The 23,250-nt window shown below is 75.5% G+C and carries 18 protein-coding genes and 1 tRNA gene; 13 read left to right on the top strand and 6 right to left on the bottom strand.

Annotation, left to right across the window (positions count from 1 at the left end; genetic code table 11):
* Positions 1-55: 55 nt before the first annotated feature.
* The 5 genes from leuA (at position 56) to ACRYR9_RS05040 (ending at position 6,642) form a co-directional block, all read left to right on the top strand.
* Entirely contained in the window at positions 56-1,765 is a 1,710-nt protein-coding gene (gene leuA / locus ACRYR9_RS05060; protein WP_432491437.1) for a 2-isopropylmalate synthase, read from the top strand.
* Between the two features lie 154 nt (positions 1,766-1,919).
* Positions 1,920-3,521, top strand: a complete 1,602-nt coding sequence (locus ACRYR9_RS05055; RefSeq protein WP_432491240.1) for a GGDEF domain-containing protein — start codon at positions 1,920-1,922, stop codon at positions 3,519-3,521.
* Positions 3,522-3,582: 61 nt separating this feature from the next.
* Entirely contained in the window at positions 3,583-4,335 is a 753-nt protein-coding gene (gene recO, locus ACRYR9_RS05050; RefSeq protein ID WP_432491242.1) for a DNA repair protein RecO, read from the top strand.
* A gap of 79 nt (positions 4,336-4,414) precedes the next feature.
* Positions 4,415-5,284, top strand: coding sequence for an isoprenyl transferase (locus ACRYR9_RS05045; protein ID WP_432491244.1), 870 nt, complete (start codon positions 4,415-4,417; stop codon positions 5,282-5,284).
* 92 nt (positions 5,285-5,376) lie between these two features.
* A complete protein-coding gene (locus ACRYR9_RS05040) occupies positions 5,377-6,642 on the top strand; it encodes a cytochrome P450 (RefSeq protein WP_432491439.1) in 1,266 nt (421 codons plus the stop codon).
* 65 nt (positions 6,643-6,707) lie between these two features.
* On the opposite strand, the gene ppc is transcribed toward ACRYR9_RS05040, so the two are convergent.
* From ppc to ACRYR9_RS05025, 3 genes are all read right to left on the bottom strand, one after another.
* A complete protein-coding gene (gene ppc, locus ACRYR9_RS05035) occupies positions 6,708-9,524 on the bottom strand; it encodes a phosphoenolpyruvate carboxylase (RefSeq protein ID WP_432491246.1) in 2,817 nt (938 codons plus the stop codon).
* 200 nt (positions 9,525-9,724) lie between these two features.
* Complete coding sequence (locus ACRYR9_RS05030; protein WP_432491248.1) at positions 9,725-10,003, bottom strand: HU family DNA-binding protein; 279 nt, start codon at positions 10,001-10,003, stop codon at positions 9,725-9,727.
* 115 nt (positions 10,004-10,118) lie between these two features.
* Positions 10,119-10,517 carry a Fur family transcriptional regulator gene (locus tag ACRYR9_RS05025; protein ID WP_432491250.1) on the bottom strand — a complete coding sequence of 133 codons (399 nt, stop codon included), beginning with the start codon at positions 10,515-10,517 and terminating at the stop codon, positions 10,119-10,121.
* A gap of 198 nt (positions 10,518-10,715) precedes the next feature.
* Here ACRYR9_RS05025 and ACRYR9_RS05020 point away from each other — a divergent pair, with 198 nt between their 5' ends.
* The 6 genes from ACRYR9_RS05020 to ACRYR9_RS04995 all read left to right on the top strand — a co-directional run bounded on the left by ACRYR9_RS05020 (position 10,716) and on the right by ACRYR9_RS04995 (position 18,422).
* Positions 10,716-12,110 (top strand): glycine--tRNA ligase, encoded by a 1,395-nt coding sequence (locus tag ACRYR9_RS05020; RefSeq protein WP_432491252.1) that lies wholly within the window; start codon positions 10,716-10,718, stop codon positions 12,108-12,110.
* Positions 12,111-12,248: 138 nt separating this feature from the next.
* A complete protein-coding gene (locus ACRYR9_RS05015; protein WP_432491254.1) occupies positions 12,249-12,989 on the top strand; it encodes a polysaccharide deacetylase family protein in 741 nt (246 codons plus the stop codon).
* Positions 12,986-14,311 carry an SGNH/GDSL hydrolase family protein gene (locus ACRYR9_RS05010; protein ID WP_432491256.1) on the top strand — a complete coding sequence of 442 codons (1,326 nt, stop codon included), beginning with the start codon at positions 12,986-12,988 and terminating at the stop codon, positions 14,309-14,311. Before ACRYR9_RS05015 ends, ACRYR9_RS05010 begins: the two co-directional genes overlap by 4 nt.
* Before the next feature lie 153 nt (positions 14,312-14,464).
* Positions 14,465-15,988, top strand: coding sequence for a flotillin family protein (locus ACRYR9_RS05005; protein ID WP_432491258.1), 1,524 nt, complete (start codon positions 14,465-14,467; stop codon positions 15,986-15,988).
* Entirely contained in the window at positions 15,985-17,160 is a 1,176-nt protein-coding gene (dusB, locus tag ACRYR9_RS05000) for a tRNA dihydrouridine synthase DusB (RefSeq protein ID WP_432491260.1), read from the top strand. Before ACRYR9_RS05005 ends, dusB begins: the two co-directional genes overlap by 4 nt.
* Entirely contained in the window at positions 17,157-18,422 is a 1,266-nt protein-coding gene (locus ACRYR9_RS04995) for a deoxyguanosinetriphosphate triphosphohydrolase (protein WP_432491441.1), read from the top strand. Before dusB ends, ACRYR9_RS04995 begins: the two co-directional genes overlap by 4 nt.
* A 20-nt stretch (positions 18,423-18,442) precedes the next feature.
* Here the strand turns inward: ACRYR9_RS04995 and ACRYR9_RS04990 are convergent, their stop codons facing one another.
* From ACRYR9_RS04990 to ACRYR9_RS04980, 3 genes are all read right to left on the bottom strand, one after another.
* Positions 18,443-19,036, bottom strand: a complete 594-nt coding sequence (locus tag ACRYR9_RS04990) for a hypothetical protein (RefSeq protein WP_432491262.1) — start codon at positions 19,034-19,036, stop codon at positions 18,443-18,445.
* A gap of 91 nt (positions 19,037-19,127) precedes the next feature.
* Complete coding sequence (locus ACRYR9_RS04985; protein WP_432491264.1) at positions 19,128-19,745, bottom strand: CoA-binding protein; 618 nt, start codon at positions 19,743-19,745, stop codon at positions 19,128-19,130.
* Positions 19,742-21,079 carry an O-acetylhomoserine aminocarboxypropyltransferase/cysteine synthase family protein gene (locus ACRYR9_RS04980; RefSeq protein WP_432491266.1) on the bottom strand — a complete coding sequence of 446 codons (1,338 nt, stop codon included), beginning with the start codon at positions 21,077-21,079 and terminating at the stop codon, positions 19,742-19,744. The genes ACRYR9_RS04985 and ACRYR9_RS04980 overlap by 4 nt, the downstream gene beginning before the upstream one ends.
* Positions 21,080-21,156: 77 nt before the next feature.
* On the opposite strand from ACRYR9_RS04980, the gene dnaG reads away from it, so the two are divergent.
* Both dnaG and ACRYR9_RS04970 read left to right on the top strand, forming a co-directional pair.
* Positions 21,157-23,049, top strand: coding sequence for a DNA primase (gene dnaG, locus ACRYR9_RS04975; RefSeq protein WP_432491268.1), 1,893 nt, complete (start codon positions 21,157-21,159; stop codon positions 23,047-23,049).
* A gap of 102 nt (positions 23,050-23,151) precedes the next feature.
* A tRNA-Asn gene (locus ACRYR9_RS04970) sits at positions 23,152-23,224 on the top strand.
* Positions 23,225-23,250 lie beyond the last annotated feature (26 nt).

The following is a 23,250-nucleotide window of genomic DNA, read 5'->3' as shown; positions in this document are numbered from 1 at the left end:
CCCGGTCCCGCGTAGAGGAGCTTGAGCTGTGGAGAACCCCCAGAAGCCGTCGTCGATGCCGTACCACCGGTACCGCCCCTTCCACGAGCAGATCGCCGTCGACCTGCCCGACCGGACGTGGCCGTCCCGGCGCATCGAGAAGGCGCCGCGCTGGTGCGCGGTGGACCTGCGCGATGGCAACCAGGCCCTGATCGACCCCATGAACTCCGAGCGCAAGCTGCGGATGTTCCAGCTGCTGGTGGAGATGGGCTACAAGGACGTCGAGGTGGGTTTCCCCTCGGCCAGCCAGACCGACTTCGACTTCGTGCGCACCCTGATCGAGCAGGACCTGATCCCGGACGACGTGCGCATCCAGGTCCTGACCCAGGCGCGCGAGCACCTCATCGAGCGCACCTACGAGTCCCTGCGCGGTGCGAAGCAGGCGATCGTGCACCTGTACAACTCCACCTCCGTGCTGCAGCGGCGCGTCGTGTTCGGCATGGACGAGGACGGCATCGTCGACCTGGCCCTGCAGGGGGCGCGGCTGTGCCGCAAGTACGAGGAGACGATCCCTGGGACGACCGTCTACTACGAGTACTCCCCGGAGTCCTACACCGGCACCGAGCTGGAGTTCGCCCGGCGCATCTGCGACGCGGTGGTCGAGGTCTTCGAGCCGACGCCCGAGCGCAAGGTGATCGTGAACCTGCCGGCGACGGTGGAGATGGCCACCCCCAACGTCTACGCCGACTCCATCGAGTGGATGTCGCGGAACCTGGCGCAGCGCGAGAACGTCGTCCTGTCCTTGCACCCGCACAACGACCGCGGCACCGGCGTGGCCGCGGCCGAGCTGGGCTACCTGGCCGGCGCGGACCGCATCGAGGGCTGCCTGTTCGGCAACGGCGAGCGCACCGGCAACGTCGACCTGGTCACCCTGGGGCTGAACCTGTTCAGCCAGGGCGTCGACCCCGAGATCGACTTCTCCGACATCGACCGGATCCGCCGCACCGTGGAGCACTGCAACCAGCTGCCCGTGGGCGAGCGCGTGCCCTACGGCGGGGACCTGGTCTTCACCGCGTTCTCCGGATCGCACCAGGACGCCATCAAGAAGGGCCTGGAGGCGATGGAGCGCGACGCGGCCGCCGCCGGCCGGAGCGTCGACGAGCACGAGTGGGCGGTGCCGTACCTGCCCATCGACCCCAAGGACGTCGGGCGCAGCTACGAGGCCGTCATCCGGGTCAACTCCCAGTCCGGCAAGGGCGGCGTGGCGTACCTGCTCAAGAGCGAGCACCAGCTGGACCTGCCGCGCCGGCTGCAGATCGAGTTCAGCCGCGTGGTGCAGGAGCGCACCGACGCCGCCGGCGGGGAGGTCTCGGCCGCGGAGATCTTCTCCATCTTCTCCGACGAGTACCTGCCCTCGCCCTCGGGCACCCCGGACTGGGGCCGCCTGGCGCTGCGCGCCACCCGCTCGGTCTCCGAGGTCGACGGCGTCGACGCCCTGGAGGTCGACCTGCTCGACGCCGGGGCGACCACCACCGTCGCCGGCACCGGCAACGGCCCGATCGCGGCGTTCTGCGCGGCGCTGGCGGGCCTGCCCGGCGGCGCCGTGGACGTGCGCGTCCTGGACTACGCCGAGCACGCCCTGTCCGCCGGCGGCGACGCGCGCGCCGCGGCGTACGTCGAGTGCGCCGTGGGCCAGCGCGTCCTGTGGGGGGTCGGCATCGACGCCAACATCACCACCGCCTCGCTGAAGGCGATCGTCTCGGCCGTGAACCGGGCCCTGCGCTGAGGTCTCCGGCCCGCCGCCCCGCGCGGCGGGCCGGGGGAGCGCCCCGGGGTCGTCGAACAGGCGCCTCCGGCCCTTCCGGCTGCGCAGCACCCGCTCACGGTTAGGATCAATCACGATCCGTGCTCGACCGCGCGGGGGACAGGGGGCGATCGACGTGGGCAGCGCTGCAGCCGCGGCCGGGCCGGCCGGACGGGAGCTGGAGCCGTCCGGGCCGTTCGGGCCGTTCGACGCCCTCGCCGAGGAGGCGCACCGCCTCTACCTGGACGGCTACGGCGAGCGGGCCGTGCAGGCCGCGCGCGAGGGCCTGGTCCTCTGCGAGGCCGCCGGCGACGAGCGCACCGCGCGGTACCTGCAGTTCATCTGCTGCGTCGCGCTGCAGCAGCTCGGCCGCGCCGCCGAGGCCGCTGCGGAGGCCGGCCACCTGCTGCAGCGCCTGGGCCCGCGCGCGGACCCGGTCTGGCGCGCCAAGGCCCTGTCGCTGCTGGCCGAGGCCCGCGTGGACCTGGGCATGACGGCCCTGGCGATGGACCACCTGGCCGAGGCGCAGCTCATCGTCACCGCCCAGCCCGTGCGCACCTACGACCACCTCTCGGCCACCATGTCGGTGGCTCTGGCGCTGCGCGCGCTGGCGCTGTTCGAGCCGGCCGACGAGCTCACCGAGCTGATGCTCTCCCTGACGTTCCCCCCGGCCCGGGTGCGCCTGAACGTCGTGCAGGAGGCCGCCGTCCTGGAGGTGTCCTGGGGCGCGATGCTCGACGTGGTCGGCCGCTCGGACGAGACCGGGCCCCACTACGCGCGCGCCCTCGGGCACGCCGCCCGGATGCGCTCGCTGGCGCAGGAGGTCGGCTACCCGGAGATGCGCGCCCGCGCCGACGCCGTCGAGGGGTTCGTGCTGCACCGCACCGGTGAGCCCGCCCTGGCCGCGGCGCGCCTGCGCGTGGCCGCCGCCGCCTTCCGCCAGCGCGAGGAGCTGGCGGAGACCCAGATCGCGCGCGTGGGCCTGGCGATGTCGCTGTCCGCCGAGGGCGACCTGGACGGCGCCCGCGAACTGCTCGCGGCCGTGCAGCGCACCTCCTCCAGCACCCAGCTGGACGTGTGGGGCCTGACCGCCCTGAAGGTGCGCGCCGACAACGCCGTGCGCCACCACGGCGGCCACGAGGCCGCCGACGCGCTCGCCGAGCTGTCGCGCATCTCCCTGTCGCGGCTGTGGGAGGACCGCGAGAGCCGCTTCGAGGCCCTGCAGGACCGGATCCGCCAGCACGAGATGGCCGAGCAGAACGAGCGTCAGGGCCGCGCCGCCCTGACCGACCCCATGACCGGCCTGGGCAACCGGCGGCGCCTGCAGCAGGTCCTGGAGCGGCCCGACCAGCGCTACAGCGCCGTGCTCGTCGACCTGGACGGGTTGCGCGCGGCCAACGACGAGCACGGCCCGGAGGCCGGGGACGCGGTGCTGCGGCGGGTGGCCGCGCTGCTGGTGCAGAACTGCCGCGAGGGCGACGTCCTGGTGCGCTACGGGGGCGACGAGTTCGTCCTGCTGCTGCCCGCCGACAGCCCCGGGCCGGCGCCCGTCCTCGTCGCCGAGCGGCTGCTGGCGGCGGTGCGCCAGGAGCCGTGGGCGCGCATCGCCCCCGGGCTGCGGATGAGCGCGTCCGTGGGCGTGGCCGGGCCCGCCCCGGCGGCCGAGGCCCTGGCGGCCGCCGACGCGGCGTGCGCGCGCGCCCGGCGCACTGGCGGCGACCGCGTCGAGCTCGCCTGACGCACAGGCCCCTGCCCCGCTGCCGCGCCGCCGTGTCGGTGCCGGGGCCTACGCTGCCCGGGTGAGTGGGATCGGAGGGCCGCGCAGCTACCGCGACGACGCCGTCGTGCTGCGCACCGCCAAGCTCGGCGAGGCCGACCGCGTCATCACCCTGCTGACCCGCCACCACGGCCGGGTGCGGGCCGTCGCCAAGGGCGTGCGCCGCACCTCCTCGCGCTTCGGTGCGCGCCTGGAGCCGTTCACCTGCGTGGACGCGCAGCTGCACCGCGGCCGCTCCCTCGACATCGTCACGCAGGTCGACGTCCTGGCCCCGCTGGGCGCGGTGATCGCCGCCGACTACGGCCTCTACACCGCCGGGCACGCCCTGCTGGAGACGGCCGAGCGGTTCACCGAGGTGGAGGGGGAGAGCAACACCCAGCAGTACCTGCTGCTCGTGGGGGCGCTGCGCACCCTGGCCCGCGGCGAGCACGCCGCCACCATGGTCCTGGACGCCTTCCTCCTGCGGTCCCTGGCCGTGGCCGGGTACGCCGCCAGCTTCTCCGACTGCGCCCGCTGCGGCGATCCCGGCCCGCACCGCGCGTTCAACGTGGCCGCCGGCGGGGCGGTGTGCCCGGCGTGCCGCCCGCCCGGCTCGGCCGCCCCCGACCCGCGCACCCTGGAACTGCTGGCCGCGCTGCTGACCGGCGACTGGGACACCGCCGACGTCAGCGACCAGCGGTGCCGCGACGAGGGCAGCGGCCTGGTCGCGGCGTTCCTGCAGTGGCACCTGGAGCGGGGGATCCGGTCACTGCAGCACGTCGAGCGGACCGGCTGAGCACCGTCCCGCCCGCTCGGGGCGCCGGCGGCCGGGCCCGGCACCGCTCCGGCCCGCCGCCGTGCCAAGCTCGGCCCTCGTGAGCACCCCCGCACGACGCACCCTCGGGCGCCGCGCCGCGGCCCCCGCACCCCGCGCCTTCCAGGCGCCCCCGCCGCACCCCTCCGGTGCCCGCCCCCCGCAGCTGCCGCCGGAGCTGGTGCCCCGGCACGTGGCGATCGTCATGGACGGCAACGGCCGCTGGGCCAACGCGCGCGGCCTGCCGCGCAACGAGGGGCACAAGCGCGGCGAGGCGTCCCTGCTGGACGTCGTCGCCGGTGCCATCGAGATCGGCGTCACCCACGTCTCGGCGTGGGCGTTCTCCACGGAGAACTGGAAGCGCAGCCCCGACGAGGTGCGCTTCCTCATGGGCTTCAACCGCGACGTCATCCGGCGCCGCCGCGACGAGATGCACTCCTGGGGCGTGCGGGTGCGCTGGGCCGGGCGCCGCCCGCGCCTGTGGCGCAGCGTCATCGACGAGCTGGAGTCCGCCGAGGAGCTCACGAAGGACAACACCGTCTGCACCCTGACCATGTGCGTGAACTACGGCGGGCGCGCCGAGATCGCCGACGCCGCCCGCGCCATCGCCCGGGAGGTCGCCGCCGGGCGCCTCAACCCCGACCGGGTCGACGAGCGCACCGTGGCGCGCTTCCTCGACGAGCCCGACATGCCCGACGTGGACCTGTTCTGGCGCTCCTCCGGCGAGCAGCGCACCTCCGGGTTCCTGCCCTGGCAGTCCGCGTACGCCGAGATGGTGTTCTCCGACGTGCTGTGGCCGGACGTGGACCGCCGCGCCCTGTGGGCGGCGATCCAGACGTACGCCGAGCGCGACCGCCGCTACGGCGGCGCCGTCGACGCCCCGGGCGCCCCGCCCCAGGCGGCACCGGAACCGCCGGAGGCGGCACCGTGACCGCCGCCGGCCCGCGGGCCGCGCTCGCCGCGCTGACGTCCCCGGTGGTGCGCGAGGTGCGCGGGACGGTGCGCTGGGGCGTGCAGCACGGCATGCCCCGCCTGGCGGTGCGCCGCGGCGCCCGCACCGGGGACCTGCAGTCCCTCCTGCTGGCCGACCCGCCCACCTGGCGCGAGCCGTACGCCTTCCACGAGCGGGTCCGCGCCGCCGGCCCGCTGCTGACCGGCCGCTTCACCTGCATGAGCGCCTCGCACGCCGTGGTGCGCGAGGTGCTCACCAGTGCCGACTTCGGCGTGGGCGCCCTGCACGACGCCCCCCTGCCGCGGCTGCGGCCGCTGCTGGCGTGGGCGGGGCGCGACCGGCCCACGCACCCCGTGGAGCCGCCCTCGATGCTCGCCGTCGACCCGCCCGAGCACACCCGCTACCGCCGCCTGGTCTCCGGGGTCTTCACCGCCCGCGCCGTGGAGGGTCTGCGCCCGCGCGTGCAGGAGATCGCCGACGAGCTGCTCGAGGAGCTCGCCGCGCGCGGACCGCAGGCCGACGTCGTGCGCGACTACGCGCTGCGGCTGCCCGTCGCCGTCATCGCCGAGATCCTCGGCGTGCCGCCGCACCGGCGCGAGGAGCTGCACGCCTTCGACGCGGGCCTGGCCGGCAGCCTGGAGGTCGCCGCCCCGTGGCGCGACGTGCGCGCCGTCGACGCGGCCCTGCGCGGCTTCGACACCTGGATCGGCGAGCACCTGCAGCAGCTGCGCCGCCACCCCGGCGACGACCTGCTCAGCGGGCTGGTGGCCGCCACCGACGACGACGGCGACGGCAGCGGGGCGCACCTGAGCGAGCGGGAGCTGCGCTCCACCGCCGGGCTGCTGCTGGCCGCCGGGTTCGAGACGACCGTGAACCTCCTCGGCTCCGCCACCCGCCTCCTGCTGGACGACCCGGACCAGCTCGGCCTCCTGCGCGCCGACCCCTCGCTGTGGCCGGGGGCGGTGGAGGAGGCCCTGCGGGTGGAGACGCCGGTGCAGCTGACCTCCCGCCGCGCGCTGCGCACCACCCGCGTCGCCGGCTGCGAGGTGCGGGCGGGCGCCCGGGTGGTGCTGCTGCTGGGTGCGGCCAACCGCGACCCGGACGTCTTCGACGACCCCGCGCGCTTCGACGTGCGCCGCGCCAACGCCCGCGAGCACGTCGCCTTCTCCGGCGGCCGGCACTTCTGCCTCGGGGCGGCGCTGGCCCGGCTCGAGGGGCAGGTGGGGCTGCGCGCGCTGTTCGAGCGGTTCCCGGACCTGCGCCCGGCACCGGGGGCGCAGCGCACCACCACGCGGGTGCTGCGCGGCTGGCGACGGCTGCCGGTGCGGCTGACGTAGGGGCCACGCACCGCGGCCCCGCCCCCTCGAGAGCGGGGGACGGGGCCGCGGTGCGCCGACGCGGGTCAGCCGGTGTTGCGCATCCCCGCCGCGATGCCGTTGATCGTCAGCAGCAGCGCCCGGCGCAGCGCCGGGTCCACGCCCTCGCCGGCGGCGCGGGAACGGCCCAGCAGGCTCACCTGCAGCGCGTGCAGCGGCGCCAGGTAGGCGTCGCGCAGCTCCAGCGTGCGGCGCAGCACCGGGGTGCCCTCCAGCAGCGAGTCCTGCTGCGTCACCCACAGCACCTGCTCCAGGGTGCGGGCGTGCTCGGCGCGGATCACGTCGAAGGCGCCGCGCTGCCCGGTGGGCACCAGCTCCTCCACGTAGTGCGCCGCGATGCCCAGGTCCGTCTTCGCCAGCGTCATCTGCACGTTGGAGACGAAGCTGCGGAAGAAGTGCCAGGTGGCGTACATCTCGCGCAGCGCCTCGCCGTGCCCGGCCTCCCGGGCCGCCGCCAGGCCCGAGCCCACGCCGAACCAGCCGGGCACGTTGATGCGGCTCTGCGTCCAGCCGAACACCCACGGGATCGCCCGCAGGTCCTCCAGGCCGCCGGTGCCGCCGGGGCGCCGCGAGGGGCGCGAGCCGATGTTCAGGTTGCCCAGCTCCTCCACGGGCGTGGCCGCGAGGAAGAACGGCACCAGGCCCGGGTCGCGCACCAGCGCCCGGTACGCGCGCTGACCGGCCGCGGCCAGCACGTCCATCGTGCCGTCCCACACCCCCAGCACCTCGTCGCCCGCGCGGGCGCTGCGGTGCAGGGTGGAGGCCTCCAGCGCCGCCGACAGCGCCACCTCCAGGTTGTGCCGGGCCAGGCGCGGCTGCAGGTACTTGTCCGAGATGACCTCGCCCTGCTCGGTGACCTTGATCGGGCCGTCGAGGGTGCCGTACGGCTGCGCCAGGATCGCCTCGCCGGTCGGGCCGCCGCCGCGGCCCACCGAGCCGCCCCGGCCGTGGAAGAGCCGCAGCACCACGCCGTGCCGGCGCGCCACGTCGCGCAGCGCCCGCTGCGCGCGGTGGATCTGCCAGCGCGAGGCGGCGATGCCGGCGTCCTTGGAGGAGTCGGAGTAGCCGAGCATGATCTCCTGCACGTCGCCGCGGGCGGCGACGACGCGGCGGTAGGAGGGGTCCGACAGCAGGCCCTCCAGCAGCTCCTCGGCGGCCTCCAGCTCCGTGACCGTCTCGAACAGCGGCACGAAGCCGATGCGCGCCACGTCCCCGGGGCCGCCCTCGCGGCCGCCGCCGTCCGCCAGGTCCACCAGCCCCACCTCGCGGGCCAGCACCACCACGGCCAGCAGGTCGTCCACGCCCCGCGCCATCGACACGATGTAGCTCTCGATCGCGTCGTCGCCGTAGCGGTCCAGGCAGGTGCGGATCGTGGCGAACAGGTGCATGACCTGCGCCGGCGTGCCCGTCAGGGAGCGCACCGCCGCGCCGATGAGCGGGCGGTGCCCCGTCAGCTCCCGGCTCAGCAGCCGCCGGCGCGACTCGCGGTCCAGCGAGGCGTACGGCTGCACCAGCTCGCCGAGGCGGTCGTAGGCCGCCGCCAGCGCCGCGTGGTGCCGCTCGGCGTGCTCGCGGACGTCCAGGGTGGCCAGGCCGAACCCGACGGCGTGCGCGGTGCGCACCAGCCGCGCCACCGACCCGTCGGCGACCAGCGCGCCCTCGTTGGCGCGCAGGGAGTCCTGCAGCAGCCGCAGCTCGGCGAGGAACTCCTCCGGGCCGGCGTAGTCCAGGCCCTCGACGTGCTCGGAGCCCGAGCGCAGCCGGGCGCGGGTGCCCTCCAGGCGGGCCAGCACGTACGACAGCTCGAAGCGGTACGGCTCCTCGCCGTTGAGGCGCTCGCGGTCGGCGCGCACCTCCGGCATCAGGCGCGCGTCGCGCTCCAGCAGGGCCGCCAGCTCCCCGGACACCCCCACGATCTGGGTGGAGGCGGCCAGCTCCGTGCGCAGCTCGCGCACGGCGGAGACCAGCACGTCCAGCGCCGCGTCGTGCATGAGGCCCAGCACCTCCAGCGTCACCTCGGGGGTGACGTTGGGGTTGCCGTCGCGGTCGCCGCCGACCCAGCTGCCGAAGCGCAGGGGGCGCGCCCCCGCCGGCAGGTCCAGCCCGGCACCGGCCAGGCCCACGTCGAGGTCCTCCAGCAGGTCCGGCAGCACGTCGCCGGCCAGCGTGCGCAGGTAGTGCAGGGCCGAGCGCGCCTCGTCCGCCGGGCGGGGGCGCTCCACGCGCAGCTCGTCGGTCTGCCACAGCAGGTCCACCAGCTCGGCGAGGCGCCGCTGCCCGCGCAGGGCGTCGGTGGGGCGCTGCTGCGGGTCCTCGGAGGCCTCCACGTTGGCGGTGATGCGCAGCAGCAGGTCCAGCACCGAGCGGCGGCTGGACTCGGTGGGGTGGGCGGTGAACACCGGCCGCAGCTGCAGCCGGCCCAGGACCTCGCGCACCTCGCGCGGGTCGGCCTCACCGGCCGCGACGGCGCCCCGCAGCCGCTCCAGCGCGGTGTCCAGCCCGCCGCTGGGCTGGCGGGACAGCTCCAGGCCGCGGTGCAGCTGCTCGGAGGCGTTGGCCAGCTGGAAGTAGGCGGTGAACGCCCGGGCCAGCACGATGGCGGTGCGGTCGTCCACACCGGACAGCAGCTGCGCCAGCTTGGCGCCGTGGTCGGGCTCGCGGGCCAGCGCCCGCACCTGCTCGACGAGGTCGAGGAGGTCGGTGCCCTCGTGGCGGGTCAGGGACTCGCCGAGGAGCTCGCCCAGCCGGCGCACGGAGGCGCGCAGCGCGGCGTGGCCCTCGTCGGAGGAGACGCCGTCGACGGCCAGGGGACCGTGGGTGGGGGTTTCGGTGCGCGTGCTCATGACTGCCTGCCTTCGCCTCCCTGCGGGTGCGGCGTCGACGCTGACCCCGTCACGTTGCTGCTGCTCGGACTGCCTGCGGTGCCCGGACCGCCGGGCGCCGGCCCGGGCGGGCGCGGCGCCGTGCAGTGTTGCGCGTGCGCGCCGCCCGGGGGAACCCGGGGGCGGTGCTCGGCGGCCCGGGTCACCGCGGGCCGCGGGCCTCAGGCGCCCGTGGCGGCGGCCTTGAGCTTGGAGCCGGCGGTCAGCTTGGCGCCGAAGGACGCCGCGATCTCCAGCGTCTCGCCGGTGCGCGGGTTGCGGCCGGTGCGGGCGGCGCGCTCGACGCGCTCGACGGTCATCAGGCCGGGCAGCTTGACGGTGTCGCCCTTGGCGACGGCCTCCAGCAGCACGTCGCCGAAGGCGCCGAGCACCGCGTCGGCATCGGACTGCGAGACGCCGCTGCGCTCGGCGACGGCGGTGATGAGTTCGGAGCGGTTCACGTGGTCTCCCGGGGGTGGGTCGTCAGGGGTCGGCAGGCGACGTTACCGGGCGTCACCGCCGCGGCCGGGCACGGGGCCGGACCACGGCGCGCCGCGCAGGCTGCTGCGGCGGGCCTCAGCCCCGCGCGCTGCACGGCGCGCAGACCCCGAAGACCTCGACGACGTGCTCCACCTGGGTGAACCCGTGCTCGGCGCCCACCCGGCGCGCCCACGACTCCACGGTCGGCCCCTCCACCTCCACCGTGCGCCCGCACGAGCGGCACACCAGGTGGTGGTGGTGCCCGGTGCTGCAGCGGCGGTAGACGGCCTCGCCGTCGTCGGTGCGCAGCACGTCCACGTCGCCGTCCTCGGCGAGGGCCTGCAGGGCCCGGTAGACGGTGGCCAGGCCCACGCTGTCGCCGCGGGCGCGCAGCCGGGCGTGCAGGTCCTGGGCGGAGACGAACGCGTCGGCCTCGTCCAGGGCCGCGGAGACGGCCGAGCGCTGCTTGGTGGACCGGCGGGCCGGGGTGCTCACGGCTGCTCCTCTCGCGGCTCGCCGGCGCGACCTGCGACCGGGGTGGGTGGCGCCTGGCGACTGTACGTCACGCCCCGCCCGGGCGGCGGGCCCGTCCGCCCAGCGCGTAGCCTCGCCAGCGCCCCGCCACCGGGCGGGGCGCCGCGCCGCACCCGGCGCGGCCAGGTCCGCCGACACCCAGCCGGATGGAGATCCCGCGTGGCACAGTCCAGCTCCGCCTCCCGCCTCGACGCCGTCACCAACCTCGCCAAGCGCCGCGGGTTCGTCTTCCCCAGCGGGGAGATCTACGGCGGCACCCGCTCCGCCTGGGACTACGGCCCGCTGGGCGTGGAGCTGAAGGAGAACATCAAGCGCCAGTGGTGGCGCACGATGGTCTCCTCCCGCGACGACGTCGTCGGCCTGGACTCCTCCGTGATCCTGCCGCGGCGGGTGTGGGAGGCCTCCGGCCACGTCGAGGTCTTCACCGACCCGCTGGTGGAGTCGCTCGTCACGCACAAGCGCTACCGCGCCGACCACCTGCTGGAGGCGTACGAGGCCAAGCACGGCCACCCGCCGGCCAACGGCCTGGCCGACGTCGTCGACCCCGACACCGGCGTGCGCGGGCAGTGGACCGAACCGCGGAACTTCTCCGGCCTGATGAAGACCTACCTCGGTGCCGTGGACGACGAGGAGGGCCTGCACTACCTGCGGCCCGAGACCGCCCAGGGCATCTTCGTGAACTTCGCCAACGTCATGGGCTCGGCGCGCAAGAAGCCCCCGTTCGGCATCGGCCAGATCGGCAAGAGCTTCCGCAACGAGATCACCCCGGGCAACTTCATCTTCCGGACCCGCGAGTTCGAGCAGATGGAGATGGAGTTCTTCGTCGAGCCCGGCACCGACGAGCAGTGGCACCAGTACTGGCTCGACGAGCGCATGTCCTGGTACGTCGGCCTGGGCATCGACCCGGGCAACCTGCGCTTCTTCGAGCACCCGGCGGAGAAGCTGTCGCACTACTCCAAGCGGACCGTGGACATCGAGTACCGCTTCGGGTTCACCGGCTCGGAGTGGGGCGAGCTGGAGGGCGTCGCCAACCGCACCGACTACGACCTGGCGACGCACTCGCGCGAGTCCGGCGTGGACCTGTCCTACTTCGACCAGGCCAAGGGCGAGCGCTGGACCCCCTACGTCATCGAGCCCGCCGCGGGCCTGACGCGCTCGCTCATGGCCTTCCTGGTGGACGCGTACTCCGAGGACGAGGCGCCCAACACCAAGGGCGGGGTGGACAAGCGCACCGTCCTGCGGCTGGACCACCGCCTGGCCCCGGTCAAGGCCGCGGTGTTCCCGCTCTCGCGCAACGAGCAGCTCTCGCCCAAGGCGCGCGACCTGGCCGCGGAGCTGCGCAAGCACTGGAACATCGAGTTCGACGACGCCGGTGCGATCGGGCGGCGCTACCGCCGCCACGACGAGGTCGGCACCCCGTACTGCATCACCGTCGACTTCGACACCCTGGAGGACCAGGCGGTGACCATCCGCGAGCGCGACACGATGGCGCAGGAGCGGGTGGCGCTGGACCAGGTCGCCGGCTGGCTGGGCAGCAGGCTCCTGGGGGCCTGACCCGCCACGGTGCCGACGGCGCCGTCCCGCTGCGGCGGGGCGGCGCCGTTCTCGTCGCCGAACCTTCCGGAAACCTTGCGGTAATCGGGGCGGGGCCGTACGTTCACAGCCCCAGCTCAGCTACGAGGAGGTAGCTCCGTGGAACTCTCCGTGCTCCGCACCACCCGTTCGCGCGCCACCCGCCGCCTGGTCGCCGCCGCCGCCCTGACCCTGGGTGCGCTCACCGCGGCTCCCGCCGTGCCGGCGCAGGCCGGCCGTCCCGCCCCCGAGCCGATCACCACCGCGCGCGGCGGCGGCCAGTCCGTCGCGCTCACCTTCGACGACGGCCCGAACGGGGCCGACACCGAGCGACTGCTCGACGTCCTGCGCGCCCACCGGGTCAAGGCCGTCTTCTGCCTGCAGGGCGACCGGGTGCTGGCCGACCCCGACCTCGTGCGCCGCATCGCCGCCGAGGGTCACGTGCTGTGCAACCACTCGATCCGCCACGACGACCTGGGGACGTCCACGCCCGAGCAGGTGCGTGCCGACCTGGAAGCCACCAGCGCGCTCATCCGCTGGGCCGTGCCCGGCGCCGACATCCCCTACTTCCGCGCCCCCTACGGCTCCTGGGGCGTGAGCGCGCAGGTGGCCGACCGGATGGGCATGGAAGCGCTGGGCTGGACCTTCGACGTGGCCGACTGGGAGGAGCCCGGCGCGGAGCTGATCGCCCAGCGCGTGCGCGAGCGCCTGGTGCCGCGCTCGGTGATCCTCGTGCACGACGGCGGCGGCGACCGCAGCGGCACCGTCGACGCGGTCGCCACGCTCGTCCCCGAGCTGAGGGCCGCCGGTTGGCGCTTCACCCTCCCCGCGAAGCACGCGCCGCGGGGAGCGCACCGGTGAGCGCCCGGCGCACCCGGCGCCTGCGCGCCGTCGCCCTGCTCACCGGTGCCCTCGTGCTCGGCGCCGGCACCGCCACCTCCGCCGCCCCGGAGCCCTCGGTCGCCGCGAGGGCCGCCCACGGCCGCGGCACCGGCGGGGAGTGGATCGGCACCTGGGCGAGCGTGCCCACCGCCGTGCCCGCCTCCGGCGTCACCGTCCTGCAGGACCAGACCGTCCGGCAGGTGGTGCGCACCAGCATCGGCGGCGGCAGCCTGCAGGTGCGCTTCACCAACGAGTTCGGCGAGACCCCGCTGCTCATCGGCGAGGCGCACGTCGGCCTGCGCGACGGCTCCACCGGCACCGACGTGCTGCCCGGCACCGACCGCACGCTCACCTTCGGCGGCAGCACGTCCACGACCGTCCCGGCCGGAGCGCCGCTGCTCAGCGACCCCGTGCAGCTGGACCTGCCCGACGGCGGCGACCTCGTCGTCAGCATCCACCTGCCCGAGGCCACCCCGGTCACCACCGTGCACGCCTTCCCCTACCAGGACAACGTCGTCGCGGCGGGCGACGTCACGGGCGCGGCGAGCGTCACGCCCACCGCCACGGTGGGGCAGTGGGTGTTCCTCTCCGGTGTCAGCGTGCTGGCGCCCGAGCGCGACCGCGCCGCCGCGATCGTCGCCCTCGGCGACTCCATCACCGACGGCGCGGAGACCACCCGCGGCGCGAACCGGCGCTGGCCGGACCTGCTGGCCGAGCGGTTGCGCGAGGCGAGGGGTTTCCCCGACCGCGGCGTGCTGAACGAGGGCGTCAGCGGCAACCGCCTGCTGCACGACCCGAACCCGCCGGCCGGCTCGCCCGCGGAGGGGTACGCGGCCTTCTTCGGCGAGAGCGCGCTGCGCCGCTTCGACCGCGACGTGGCCGCCCAGCCGGGTGCGGAGTACCTGGTGGTCCTGCTGGGCGTCAACGACCTCGGCCACCCCGGCACCTCCGCGCCGGAGTCCGAGACCGTCACCGCCCAGCAGATCGTCGACGCGCACCGCCAGCTCATCGCCCGCGCCCACCAGCTCGGCATCAAGGCGATCGGCGGGACGATCCTGCCGTTCGAGGGCGACACCCTCGGCTTCTTCAGCGAGGAGAACGAGGCGGCGCGCGCGCAGGTCAACCACTGGATCCGCACCAGCGGCGAGTACGACGCCGTCGTCGACTTCGACGCCGCCCTGCGCGACCCGCGCGAGCACCGGCGGCTGAACCCCCGCTACGACTCCGGCGACCACCTGCACCCCAACGACGCAGGGATGCGGGCGATGGCCGACGCGGTCCCGCTGCGGCTGTTCCGCTGACCCGGCGTGCCGCTCCGCTGCGCGGGGCGGCACGCCGAGTCCGCCGGGTCCCCGCCCGCACCCGCGCCGGGCCACTAGGGTTCCCGGCAGGCGCCTCGGGGCGCCCGCCGGCGCCGGCGCCAGCCGCTCCGGTCCGTTCGGGAACGGAGTGGGATGGACATCGTCGTCACCGCGGTCGTCGTCGGGGTGCTGGTCCTGCTGGCCCTGGTGGCGTTCGTCGTCGTCAAGGCCCGGTACAAGATCGCCAGCCCGTCCGAGGCGCTGATCATCGTCGGCAAGAAGGGCCGGCCGGTCACGAACCCCCAGACCGGGGAGGTGACCACCGACCTGTCCGGCCAGAAGGTCGTCATGGGCGCCGGCGTCTTCGTCAAGCCGCTCGTGCAGCAGGCGCACCGCCTGTCCCTGGCTTCGGTGCGCATCCCCATCTCCATCCGCGGGGCGGTCTCCCGCCAGGGCATCCGGCTCAACGTGGACGGGGTGGCCATCGTCAAGGTCGGCGGCACCGAGGACTTCGTGCGCGCCGCCTCCCAGCGCTTCCTGCAGCAGCAGGGGGAGATCGAGCCCTTCACGCAGGAGGTCCTCGCCGGCAGCCTGCGCGGCGTCATCGGCACCCTGACCGTGGAGGAGATCATCCGCGACCGCGTGGCCTTCGCCCGCCAGGTCGAGGAGGAGGCCGTCACCAGCCTGAACAACCAGGGCCTGGTGCTGGACACCCTGCAGATCCAGGACGTCAGCGACGACGGCAACTACCTGCAGGACCTGGGCCGGCCCGAGGCGGCCAACGCCCGCCGCGCCGCCGAGATCGCCGAGGCGAACAACGCGCAGGAGGCCCAGCAGGCCCAGGCGCTGTCCGACGCGAAGATCGCCCAGGCGCAGCGCGACCTGGCGCTGCAGCAGGCGCAGTTCCGCGCCGACCAGGACAAGGCCGCCGCCGAGGCCGACGCCGCCGGCCGCCTGGCCGAGGCCGCCGCGCAGCAGCAGGTCCTGATGGAGCAGGAGCGGGTGGCGCAGCGCCAGGCCGAGCTGACCGAGCGCAACCTCGACACCGAGGTGCGCAAGCCCGCCGACGCCCGCCGCTACGAGGCCGAGCAGCAGGCGATGGCGCAGAAGACCGCGCGCGTGCTGTCCGCCGAGGCGGAGCAGCAGGCGTCCGTGGCCGCCGCGCAGGCCGAGGCCGAGCGGGTCCGCCTGTCCGCCGAGGCCGAGGCGGCCCGGGTCCGTCTCTCCGCCGAGGCCGAGCTGGAGCGCCGCACGGCCGACGCGAACGCCGTGCGCCTGGAGGGCCAGGCGCAGGCCGAGGCCCTGTCCGCCACGGGTGCCGCCAAGGCCGAGGCGCTGCAGAAGGAGGCGCGGGCGCTGCGGGAGTTCGGGGAGGCCGCGCTGACGCAGCGCGCCCTGGAGGTCCTGCCCCAGGTCGCGCAGGCGCTGGCCAGCCCCATCGCCGGCATCAAGGACCTCACCGTCATCTCCAACGACGGCGCCGGCGCCCTGAGCCGCTCGGTGGGCACCAACCTGCAGGAGACGCTGGAGGTGCTCAAGCGGACCACCGGCATCGACATCGCCGAGGTGTTCCGCTCCCCGGACGAGCCGCGGAGCGCCGGGCACGGCCCCGAGCGGGACGGGGAGCGGCGGGGTGGCGACGGGCAGGTCCCGGGGGCCGTCATCATGGAGGGGTGAGCCTCCTCGACGTCCCGGTGCACGCCCCGGCGGTCGCGCCCCTGCGCATCGGCCCGCACGTGTCCGCGACCCCCGTGGTCCTGGCGCCCATGGCCGGCATCACCAACGCCGCCTACCGGCAGCTGTGCCGCGAGCACGGCGAGGGCTTCTACGTCTCCGAGATGGTCACCTCCCGGGCACTGGTCGAGCGCACCCCGGAGTCGATGCGCCTGGTGACCTTCACCGCCGACGAGCGCCCCCGCAGCCTGCAGCTGTACGGGGTGGACCCGGCCACCGTCGCCGCCGCGGTGCGGATGGTGGTGCAGGAGGACCTCGCCGACCACGTCGACCTGAACTTCGGCTGCCCCGTGCCCAAGGTGACCCGCAAGGGCGGGGGAGCGGCGCTGCCCTGGAAGGCGGAGCTGTTCCGCGACATCGTCGCCGGCGCGGTGCGCGAGGCGTCCCGGGGCGGGGTCCCGCTGACGGTGAAGATGCGCAAGGGCATCGACGACGACCACCTCACCTACCTGGAGGCCGGGCGCACCGCCGAGCGCGAGGGCGCCGCGGCCGTCGCCCTGCACGGGCGCACCGCCTCCCAGCACTACTCCGGCCAGGCCGACTGGGAGGCGATCGCCCGGCTGAAGGAGGCCGTCACCACGATCCCCGTCCTGGGCAACGGGGACGTCTGGAGCGCCGAGGACGCGCTGGAGATGGTGCGCCGCACCGGGTGCGACGGTGTCGTCGTCGGTCGCGGCTGCCTGGGCCGGCCGTGGCTGTTCACCGACCTGGAAGCCGGTTTCGCCGGCCGCCCGGAGCGGGTGCGTCCCGGCCTGCGCACCGTCGCCGCGGCCCTGCGCCGGCACGCCGAGCTGCTGGTGGAGCACTACGGCGACGAGCTGCGCGCCTGCCGCGACGTGCGCAAGCACGTGGCCTGGTACTTCAAGGGCTACGTCGTCGGCGGGGACCTGCGCGCGAGGCTGGGCCTGGTGGACTCCCTCGCCGCCCTCGACGAGCTGCTCGCCTCCCTGGACCTGGACCAGCCCTACCCGGGCGTCGCGGCGGAGGGCTCGCGCGGGCGGGCCGGTTCCCCGCAGCGGGTGGCGCTGCCGGAGGGCTGGCTGGACGACCGCGCCCTGTCCGGCGCCGCCGCCGAGGTCGTGCGCCAGGCCGAGCTGTCGGTCTCGGGGGGCTGAGGGTGAGCGAGCGCGACGGGCACCAGCGCGGCTACACGTCCTCGGACACCGAGCGCTGGGCCGCCGAACCGCCCAAGACCCACCGCCGCAGCGCGTTCGCCCGCGACCGCGCCCGCGTGCTGCACTCCTCGGCGCTGCGCCGCCTGGCCGCCAAGACGCAGGTCGTCGGCCCGGGCACCGACGACTTCGTGCGCAACCGCCTGACCCACTCCCTGGAGGTCGCCCAGGTGGGCCGCGAGCTGGGCGCGGCGCTGGGGTGCGACCCGGACGTGGTGGACACCGCCTGCCTGGCCCACGACCTGGGGCACCCGCCCTTCGGGCACAACGGCGAGCGGGCCCTGGCGGAGGCGGCCGCAGCCGTCGGCGGCTTCGAGGGCAACGCGCAGACCCTGCGGCTGCTGACCCGGCTGGAACCCAAGACGGTCGCCGCCGACGGCTCGCCCGTCGGGCTGAACCTGACCCGGGCCAGCCTCGACGCGGCCACGAAGTACCCGTGGCTGCACGGGAGTGCGCCGCGGGCCACCTCGAAGTTCGGTGCCTACGCCGACGACGCGGAGGTCTTCGCGTGGCTGCGCGACGGCTCGCCGCAGAACCGTCCCTGCGTGGAGGCGCAGGTCATGGACTTCGCCGACGACGTCGCCTACAGCGTCCACGACGTGGAGGACGCCGTGGTCGCCGGCCACGTGCGCCTCGACTGGTTGCGCGAGCGCGAGACCCGCGCCCGCGTCGCCGCGCAGGTGCGCGACTGGTACGTCCCGGACGCGAGCGACGAGGCCGTCGACGAGGCCCTGACCCGCTTGTCCGGGCTGCCGTTCTGGGCGCACGAGCAGCCCGGGGAGGTGTTCGGCGGACGCCGGCACCTGGCGGCGCTGAAGGACATGACCAGCCAGCTCATCGGCCGCTTCGCCAACGCCGCCCAGGACGCCACCCGCGCCCGCCACGGCGACGGGCCGCTGACCCGCTACGCCGCCGACGTGGAAGTCCCGGCGGAGACGGTGCTGGAGGTGGCCGTGCTCAAGGGCGTGGCCGCCACGTTCGTCATGAGCGCGCAGGAGCGCCAGCCGTTCTACGCCCGCCAGCGCGAGCTGCTGCTGGAGCTGCTCACCGCCCTGGTCGAGCGCGGCGCCGAGGTGCTGGAACCGCCCTTCCGCGAGGACCACCTCGCCGCGGCCGACGACGCGGCGCGGCTGCGCGTGGTGGTCGACCAGGTCGCCTCGCTCACCGACGTCTCCGCCCTGGCCTGGCACGCCCGCCTCACCTGAGCGCCGGGCTCCGGCGGGGCTCACTCCAGGGGCACGGGCTCGAACGGGTCGCGCAGCGTCCCGGTGGTCAGGGACCCCACCAGGGGCTGCCCCACGCCCACCAGCAGGCAGCGCACCTGCTGCTCGCCCGCGTCGCGCGCGTCGTCACCGGGCCAGGCGGACGCGTGCGTGACCGAGCCGGGCGGCAGGCCGCGGCGCTCGGCGAGCGCGGCCACGGCCGTCGCGCAGAACGCGTTCGCGCCCTCGCGGCGCGCCCGCTCGAGGTGCCCGGCGATCACCGGGCTCGCCAGCACCACCTCGGCGCCGTGCTCCCCGGCGCACCCGGCGGGCCGGTAGACGTCCGCGGTGCGCTCCAGGCAGGTGCCCACCGGCCACTGCCCGGCGCGCGTCAGCTCGATCGACTCCGAGGAGCGCAGCGTCGCGGCGTAGCCGCCGGAGCTCCCCAGCACCGCCCAGGCGCCGAAGGCGGCGCCGCCGAGCGCGAGCACTTCCGCGGTGCCCGCCGCGCCGGCGGCCACCAGCAGGGCGTCGCGACCCCGGCGCCGGGGCGCTGCGCGCGGGGACGGTGGGGGTGGTGGGGGCCACGGCGCTGCGCCGGCGGGGGAGGGGTGCACGAGGGGGGACCGTAGGGGCGCGGACCTCACCGCCCTCCGCCCCGCGCGCTCCCCTGTGGACCGCCGGCCCGTCCCGCGGTCTGGGGATCCCTCAGCGCGCCCGGCGCCGCGCGGAGATGACCCCGGTGTCGAAGCCGGCCAGGTGCAGGCCCCCGTGGAAGCGGGCGTGCTCGATCTTCAGGCACCGGTTCATCACCACGGTGGTGCCCGCCTCGTGACCGCGGCGGGCCACCTCGTCGTCCGACAGGCCCAGTTGCAGCCACAGCACCGGCGAGCCCACCGCGAGCGTCTCGTCGAGCGCCGCGCCCAGCTGGCTGGGCCGGCGGAAGACGTCCACGACGTCCGGCACGCCCGGCAGCTCCGCCAGCGACGGGTACGCGGGCCGGCCCAGCACCTCCCGCTCGTTCGGGTTGACGAACCACACCTCGTAGTCGGAGCTGGCCAGCAGGTAGGTGCCCACGAAGTACGACGCGCGCGACGGCTTGTTCGACGCGCCCAGGACCGCCACCGTCCGGGTGCGCCGCAGGATCGACAGCCGCTGCCCGGGGGTGGGCGGCGTCCAGCCGCCGGCGGCACGCACGGGCGCGGCGTCCTTCGCACCGGTGGCCGGTGCGGCAGGCTCCTGCGGCCGGGCGGCGACGCTGCCGGTGTCGCCGATCGCCCCGGCGGGGGCCCCGGTGGGGGTGCTCGCGCCCTCGTGCCCGCTCACCGCGAAGCCCCCTTCGTCGCGGCGGTCAGCGCCTGGTCCAGGTCCCACAGCACGTCCTCGACGTCCTCCAGCCCGACGCTGATGCGGACCAGGTCCTCCGGCACCCCGGCCGCCTGCAGCTGCGCCGGCGAGAGCTGCTGGTGGGTCGTGGAGGCCGGGTGCAGCACGAGGGTGCGCGCGTCGCCGATGTTCGCCAGGTGCGAGCACAGCTGGCAGTTCTCGATGAACCGCTCCCCGGCGGCGCGGCCACCGGCGACGCCGAAGGAGAACACCGCGCCGGGCCCCTCCGGCAGGTAGCGCTGCGCACGCTCGAAGTGCGGGTGCGAGGGCAGGCCGGAGTAGCGCACCCAGCTGACGCGCTCGTCCGCCTCCAGCCACTGCGCCACCCGGCGCGCGTTGGCGACGTGCTCGCGCATGCGCTGCGGCAGCGTCTCGACCCCCATGAGCAGCAGGAACGCCGAGTGCGGGGCCAGGGTGGCGCCGATGTCGCGCAGCTGCTCGCTGCGCAGCTTGGTGAGGAACCCGTACTCGGCGAAGTTGCCCCACCAGCTCAGGCCGCCGTAGCTGGCGACCGGCTCGGTCATGGCGGGGAACTTCCCGTTGTCCCAGGGGAAGGTGCCGGCGTCCACGACGACGCCGCCGAGGGTGGTGCCGTGCCCGCCGAGGAACTTGGTGGCGGAGTGGATGACGATGTCCGCGCCGTGCTCGATCGGCCGGCACAGGTAGGGGGTGGCGGTCGTGGCGTCGACGACCAGCGGGATGCCCGCCTCGTGGGCGACGTCGGCCAGCGCCCTGACGTCCGCGACCACCGTGGAGGGGTTGGCCACCAGCTCGGTGAACACGAACCGCGTCTTCTCCGTGATCGCCGCGCGCACCGCGTCGGCCTCCGGCTCCACGAAGACGGTGTCCACGCCGAAGCGGCGCAGCGTCACGTCCAGCTGGGTGACGGTGCCGCCGTAGAGGTTGTTCGAGGCGACGATCTGGTCACCGGCACCGGCCAGCGCCGCGAAGGTCAGGAACTCCGCGGACTGCCCGGAGCTGCACGCCAGCGCGCCCAGGCCGCCCTCCAGGGAGGCCATCCGCTCCTCCAGCGCCGCGACGGTGGGGTTGGAGATGCGGCTGTAGATGTTGCCGTACTTCTGCAGGGCGAAGAGGTTGGCCGCGTCGGCGGCGTCCTCGAACACGAAGCTGGTGGTCTGGAAGATCGGCACGGCCCGCGCGCCCGTCGTCGGCTCCGGCACCGCGCCGGCGTGCACGGCGCGGGTGCGGAAGCCCCAGGCCCGGTCGCTGCCGCCGCCGGGTGCGCGCTCGCCCCGCTGCTCGTCACTGCTCACGGGGGTCGATCCTGCCACCCGCGCGCGCGGCCGGCGTCGGCTCGGGCCTGTCGGCGCCCGCGCCTAGACTCCGGCGCGTGCCAGGTCTCATCCACCCCGACGACCTGCGCGCGGTCAAGGAGCGCGTCCGCATCGACGAGGTGGTCGCCGAGCAGGTGACGCTGCGCCCCGGCGGCGTGGGGTCCTTCAAGGGGCTGTGCCCCTTCCACGACGAGCGCACCCCCAGCTTCACCGTCCGCCCGGCCGTGGGCCGCTGGCACTGCTTCGGCTGCGGCGAGGGCGGTGACGCCATCGAGTTCGTCCGGCGCATCGACGGCACCACGTTCACCGAGGCCGTCGAGCGCCTGGCCGAGCGCGCCGGCGTGCAGCTGCGCTACGTCGACGACGGCGGCCGCCCCGGCAAGCGCCCGGCCGGGGCGCAGGGGGCCGGCCAGCGCCAGCGGCTGCTGGAGGCGCACCGCGCGGCCGAGGCGTTCTACGCCGGGCAGCTGGAGCAGCCCGGCCCCGCCGAGACCGCCCGCCGCTTCCTGGCCGAGCGCGGCTTCAGCCGCGAGGCCGCCGCCCGCTTCGGGGTCGGCTTCGCGCCCGCCGGCGGCGAGGCGCTGCTGCGCCACCTGCGCGCGGCGGGCTTCACCGAGGAGGAGCTGACCACCTCCGGCCTGGCCGGGCAGGGGCAGCGCGGGCTGTACGACCGCTTCCGCGGCCGCCTGGTCTGGCCCATCCGCGACGTCAGCGGCCACACCGTCGCCTTCGGCGCGCGCCGCCTCTTCGACGACGACCGCATCGACGCCAAGTACCTCAACTCGCCCGAGACCCCGGTCTACAAGAAGTCCCAGGCCCTGTACGGCCTGGACCTCGCCAAGCGCGACATCGCCCGCACCAAGCAGGTCGTCGTGGTGGAGGGCTACACCGACGTGATGGCCTGCCACCTGGCGGGCGTGACCACCGCGGTCGCCACGTGCGGCACCGCGTTCGGCGAGGAGCACGCCCGCATCGTCCAGCGCATGCTCGGCGACGCGGCCGGCTCCGCGGAGGTCGTCTTCACCTTCGACGGCGACGCGGCGGGGCAGAAGGCCGCGCTGCGGGCCTTCGAGCTGGAGGAGCGCTTCACCGCGCAGACGTACGTGGCGGTCGAGCCGTCCGGTCAGGACCCGTGCGACCTGCGCCTGTCCTCCGGCGACGCCGCGGTGGCGGCCCTGGTGGCCGGCCGGGTGCCGCTGTTCGAGTTCGCGATCCGCTCGACCATCTCCCGCTTCGACCTCGGCAGCGAGGCGGGCCGGCTGGCGGCCCTGGACGCCGCCGCACCGATCGTCGCGGGCATCCGCGACAGCGGCCTGCGCCAGCGCTACGCGGTGAACCTGGACCGGTGGACGGGTTTCCTCGACGAGCGCTTCGTGCTGGACCGGGTGCGCCGCCACGCCGGCGGCCGCGCGGGGCGCAGCGGGCGCGAGAGCAGGAGCGCCGAGCCCGCCCCCGCGCCGCCGCCGGCCCCCGCGGTGAACGACGCCGTCGTGCAGCTGGAGCGGTGGGTCCTGGCGAGCGTGCTGCAGGCCCCGTGGGTGGTCGCGGAGGACTTCACCGGCCTGGCCGCGGACACCTTCAGCGCGCCGGGGCACCGCGCCGTGCACGACGCCGTCACCGCTGCCGGGGGTCCGCTGGAGGCGCCGCAGGGCCCCGGCTGGGTCGAGGCGGTGCTGCAGTACGCCGACGGCCCGGTGGCCGGGCTCGTGCAGGAGCTCGCCGTGGCCGAGCTGCCGGTCACCGACGAGGAGGGGATGGAGCGCTGGGGGCGCTCGCTGGTGGCCTCGCTGGCCGGGCAGGCGGCCACCCGTGCGGTCGCCGACGCCAAGCGCCGGCTGTGGAGCATCGACGCCTCCGCGCACCCGCAGGAGTACCAGGAGGCCTCGGCCGAGCTGTTCAGGCTGGAGGCGGCGCGCCGGGCCTGGCAGGAGCGCGCCCAGGGGGCCTGATGGTCGCGCCCGGGCCCTCGCGCGCGGTGCGGCCCGGGCGCAGGCACCCGGTCGCGGCTGGTACGGTTGACGTGCTGTCGCCGGGGGTTCACCCGGTGGTGGTCCCGCATAGCTCAATTGGCAGAGCAGCCGGCTGTTAACCGGCAGGTTGTTGGTTCGAGTCCAACTGCGGGAGCGTTCTGGAGGGGGCCTGCGCGTGCA

This window comes from Kineococcus auxinigenes (assembly GCF_050871525.1).
Lineage (GTDB): Bacteria > Actinomycetota > Actinomycetes > Actinomycetales > Kineococcaceae > Kineococcus.
The sequence above is the reverse complement of the archived record's forward strand: the minus strand, read 5'-3'. Positions and strand labels throughout refer to the sequence as shown.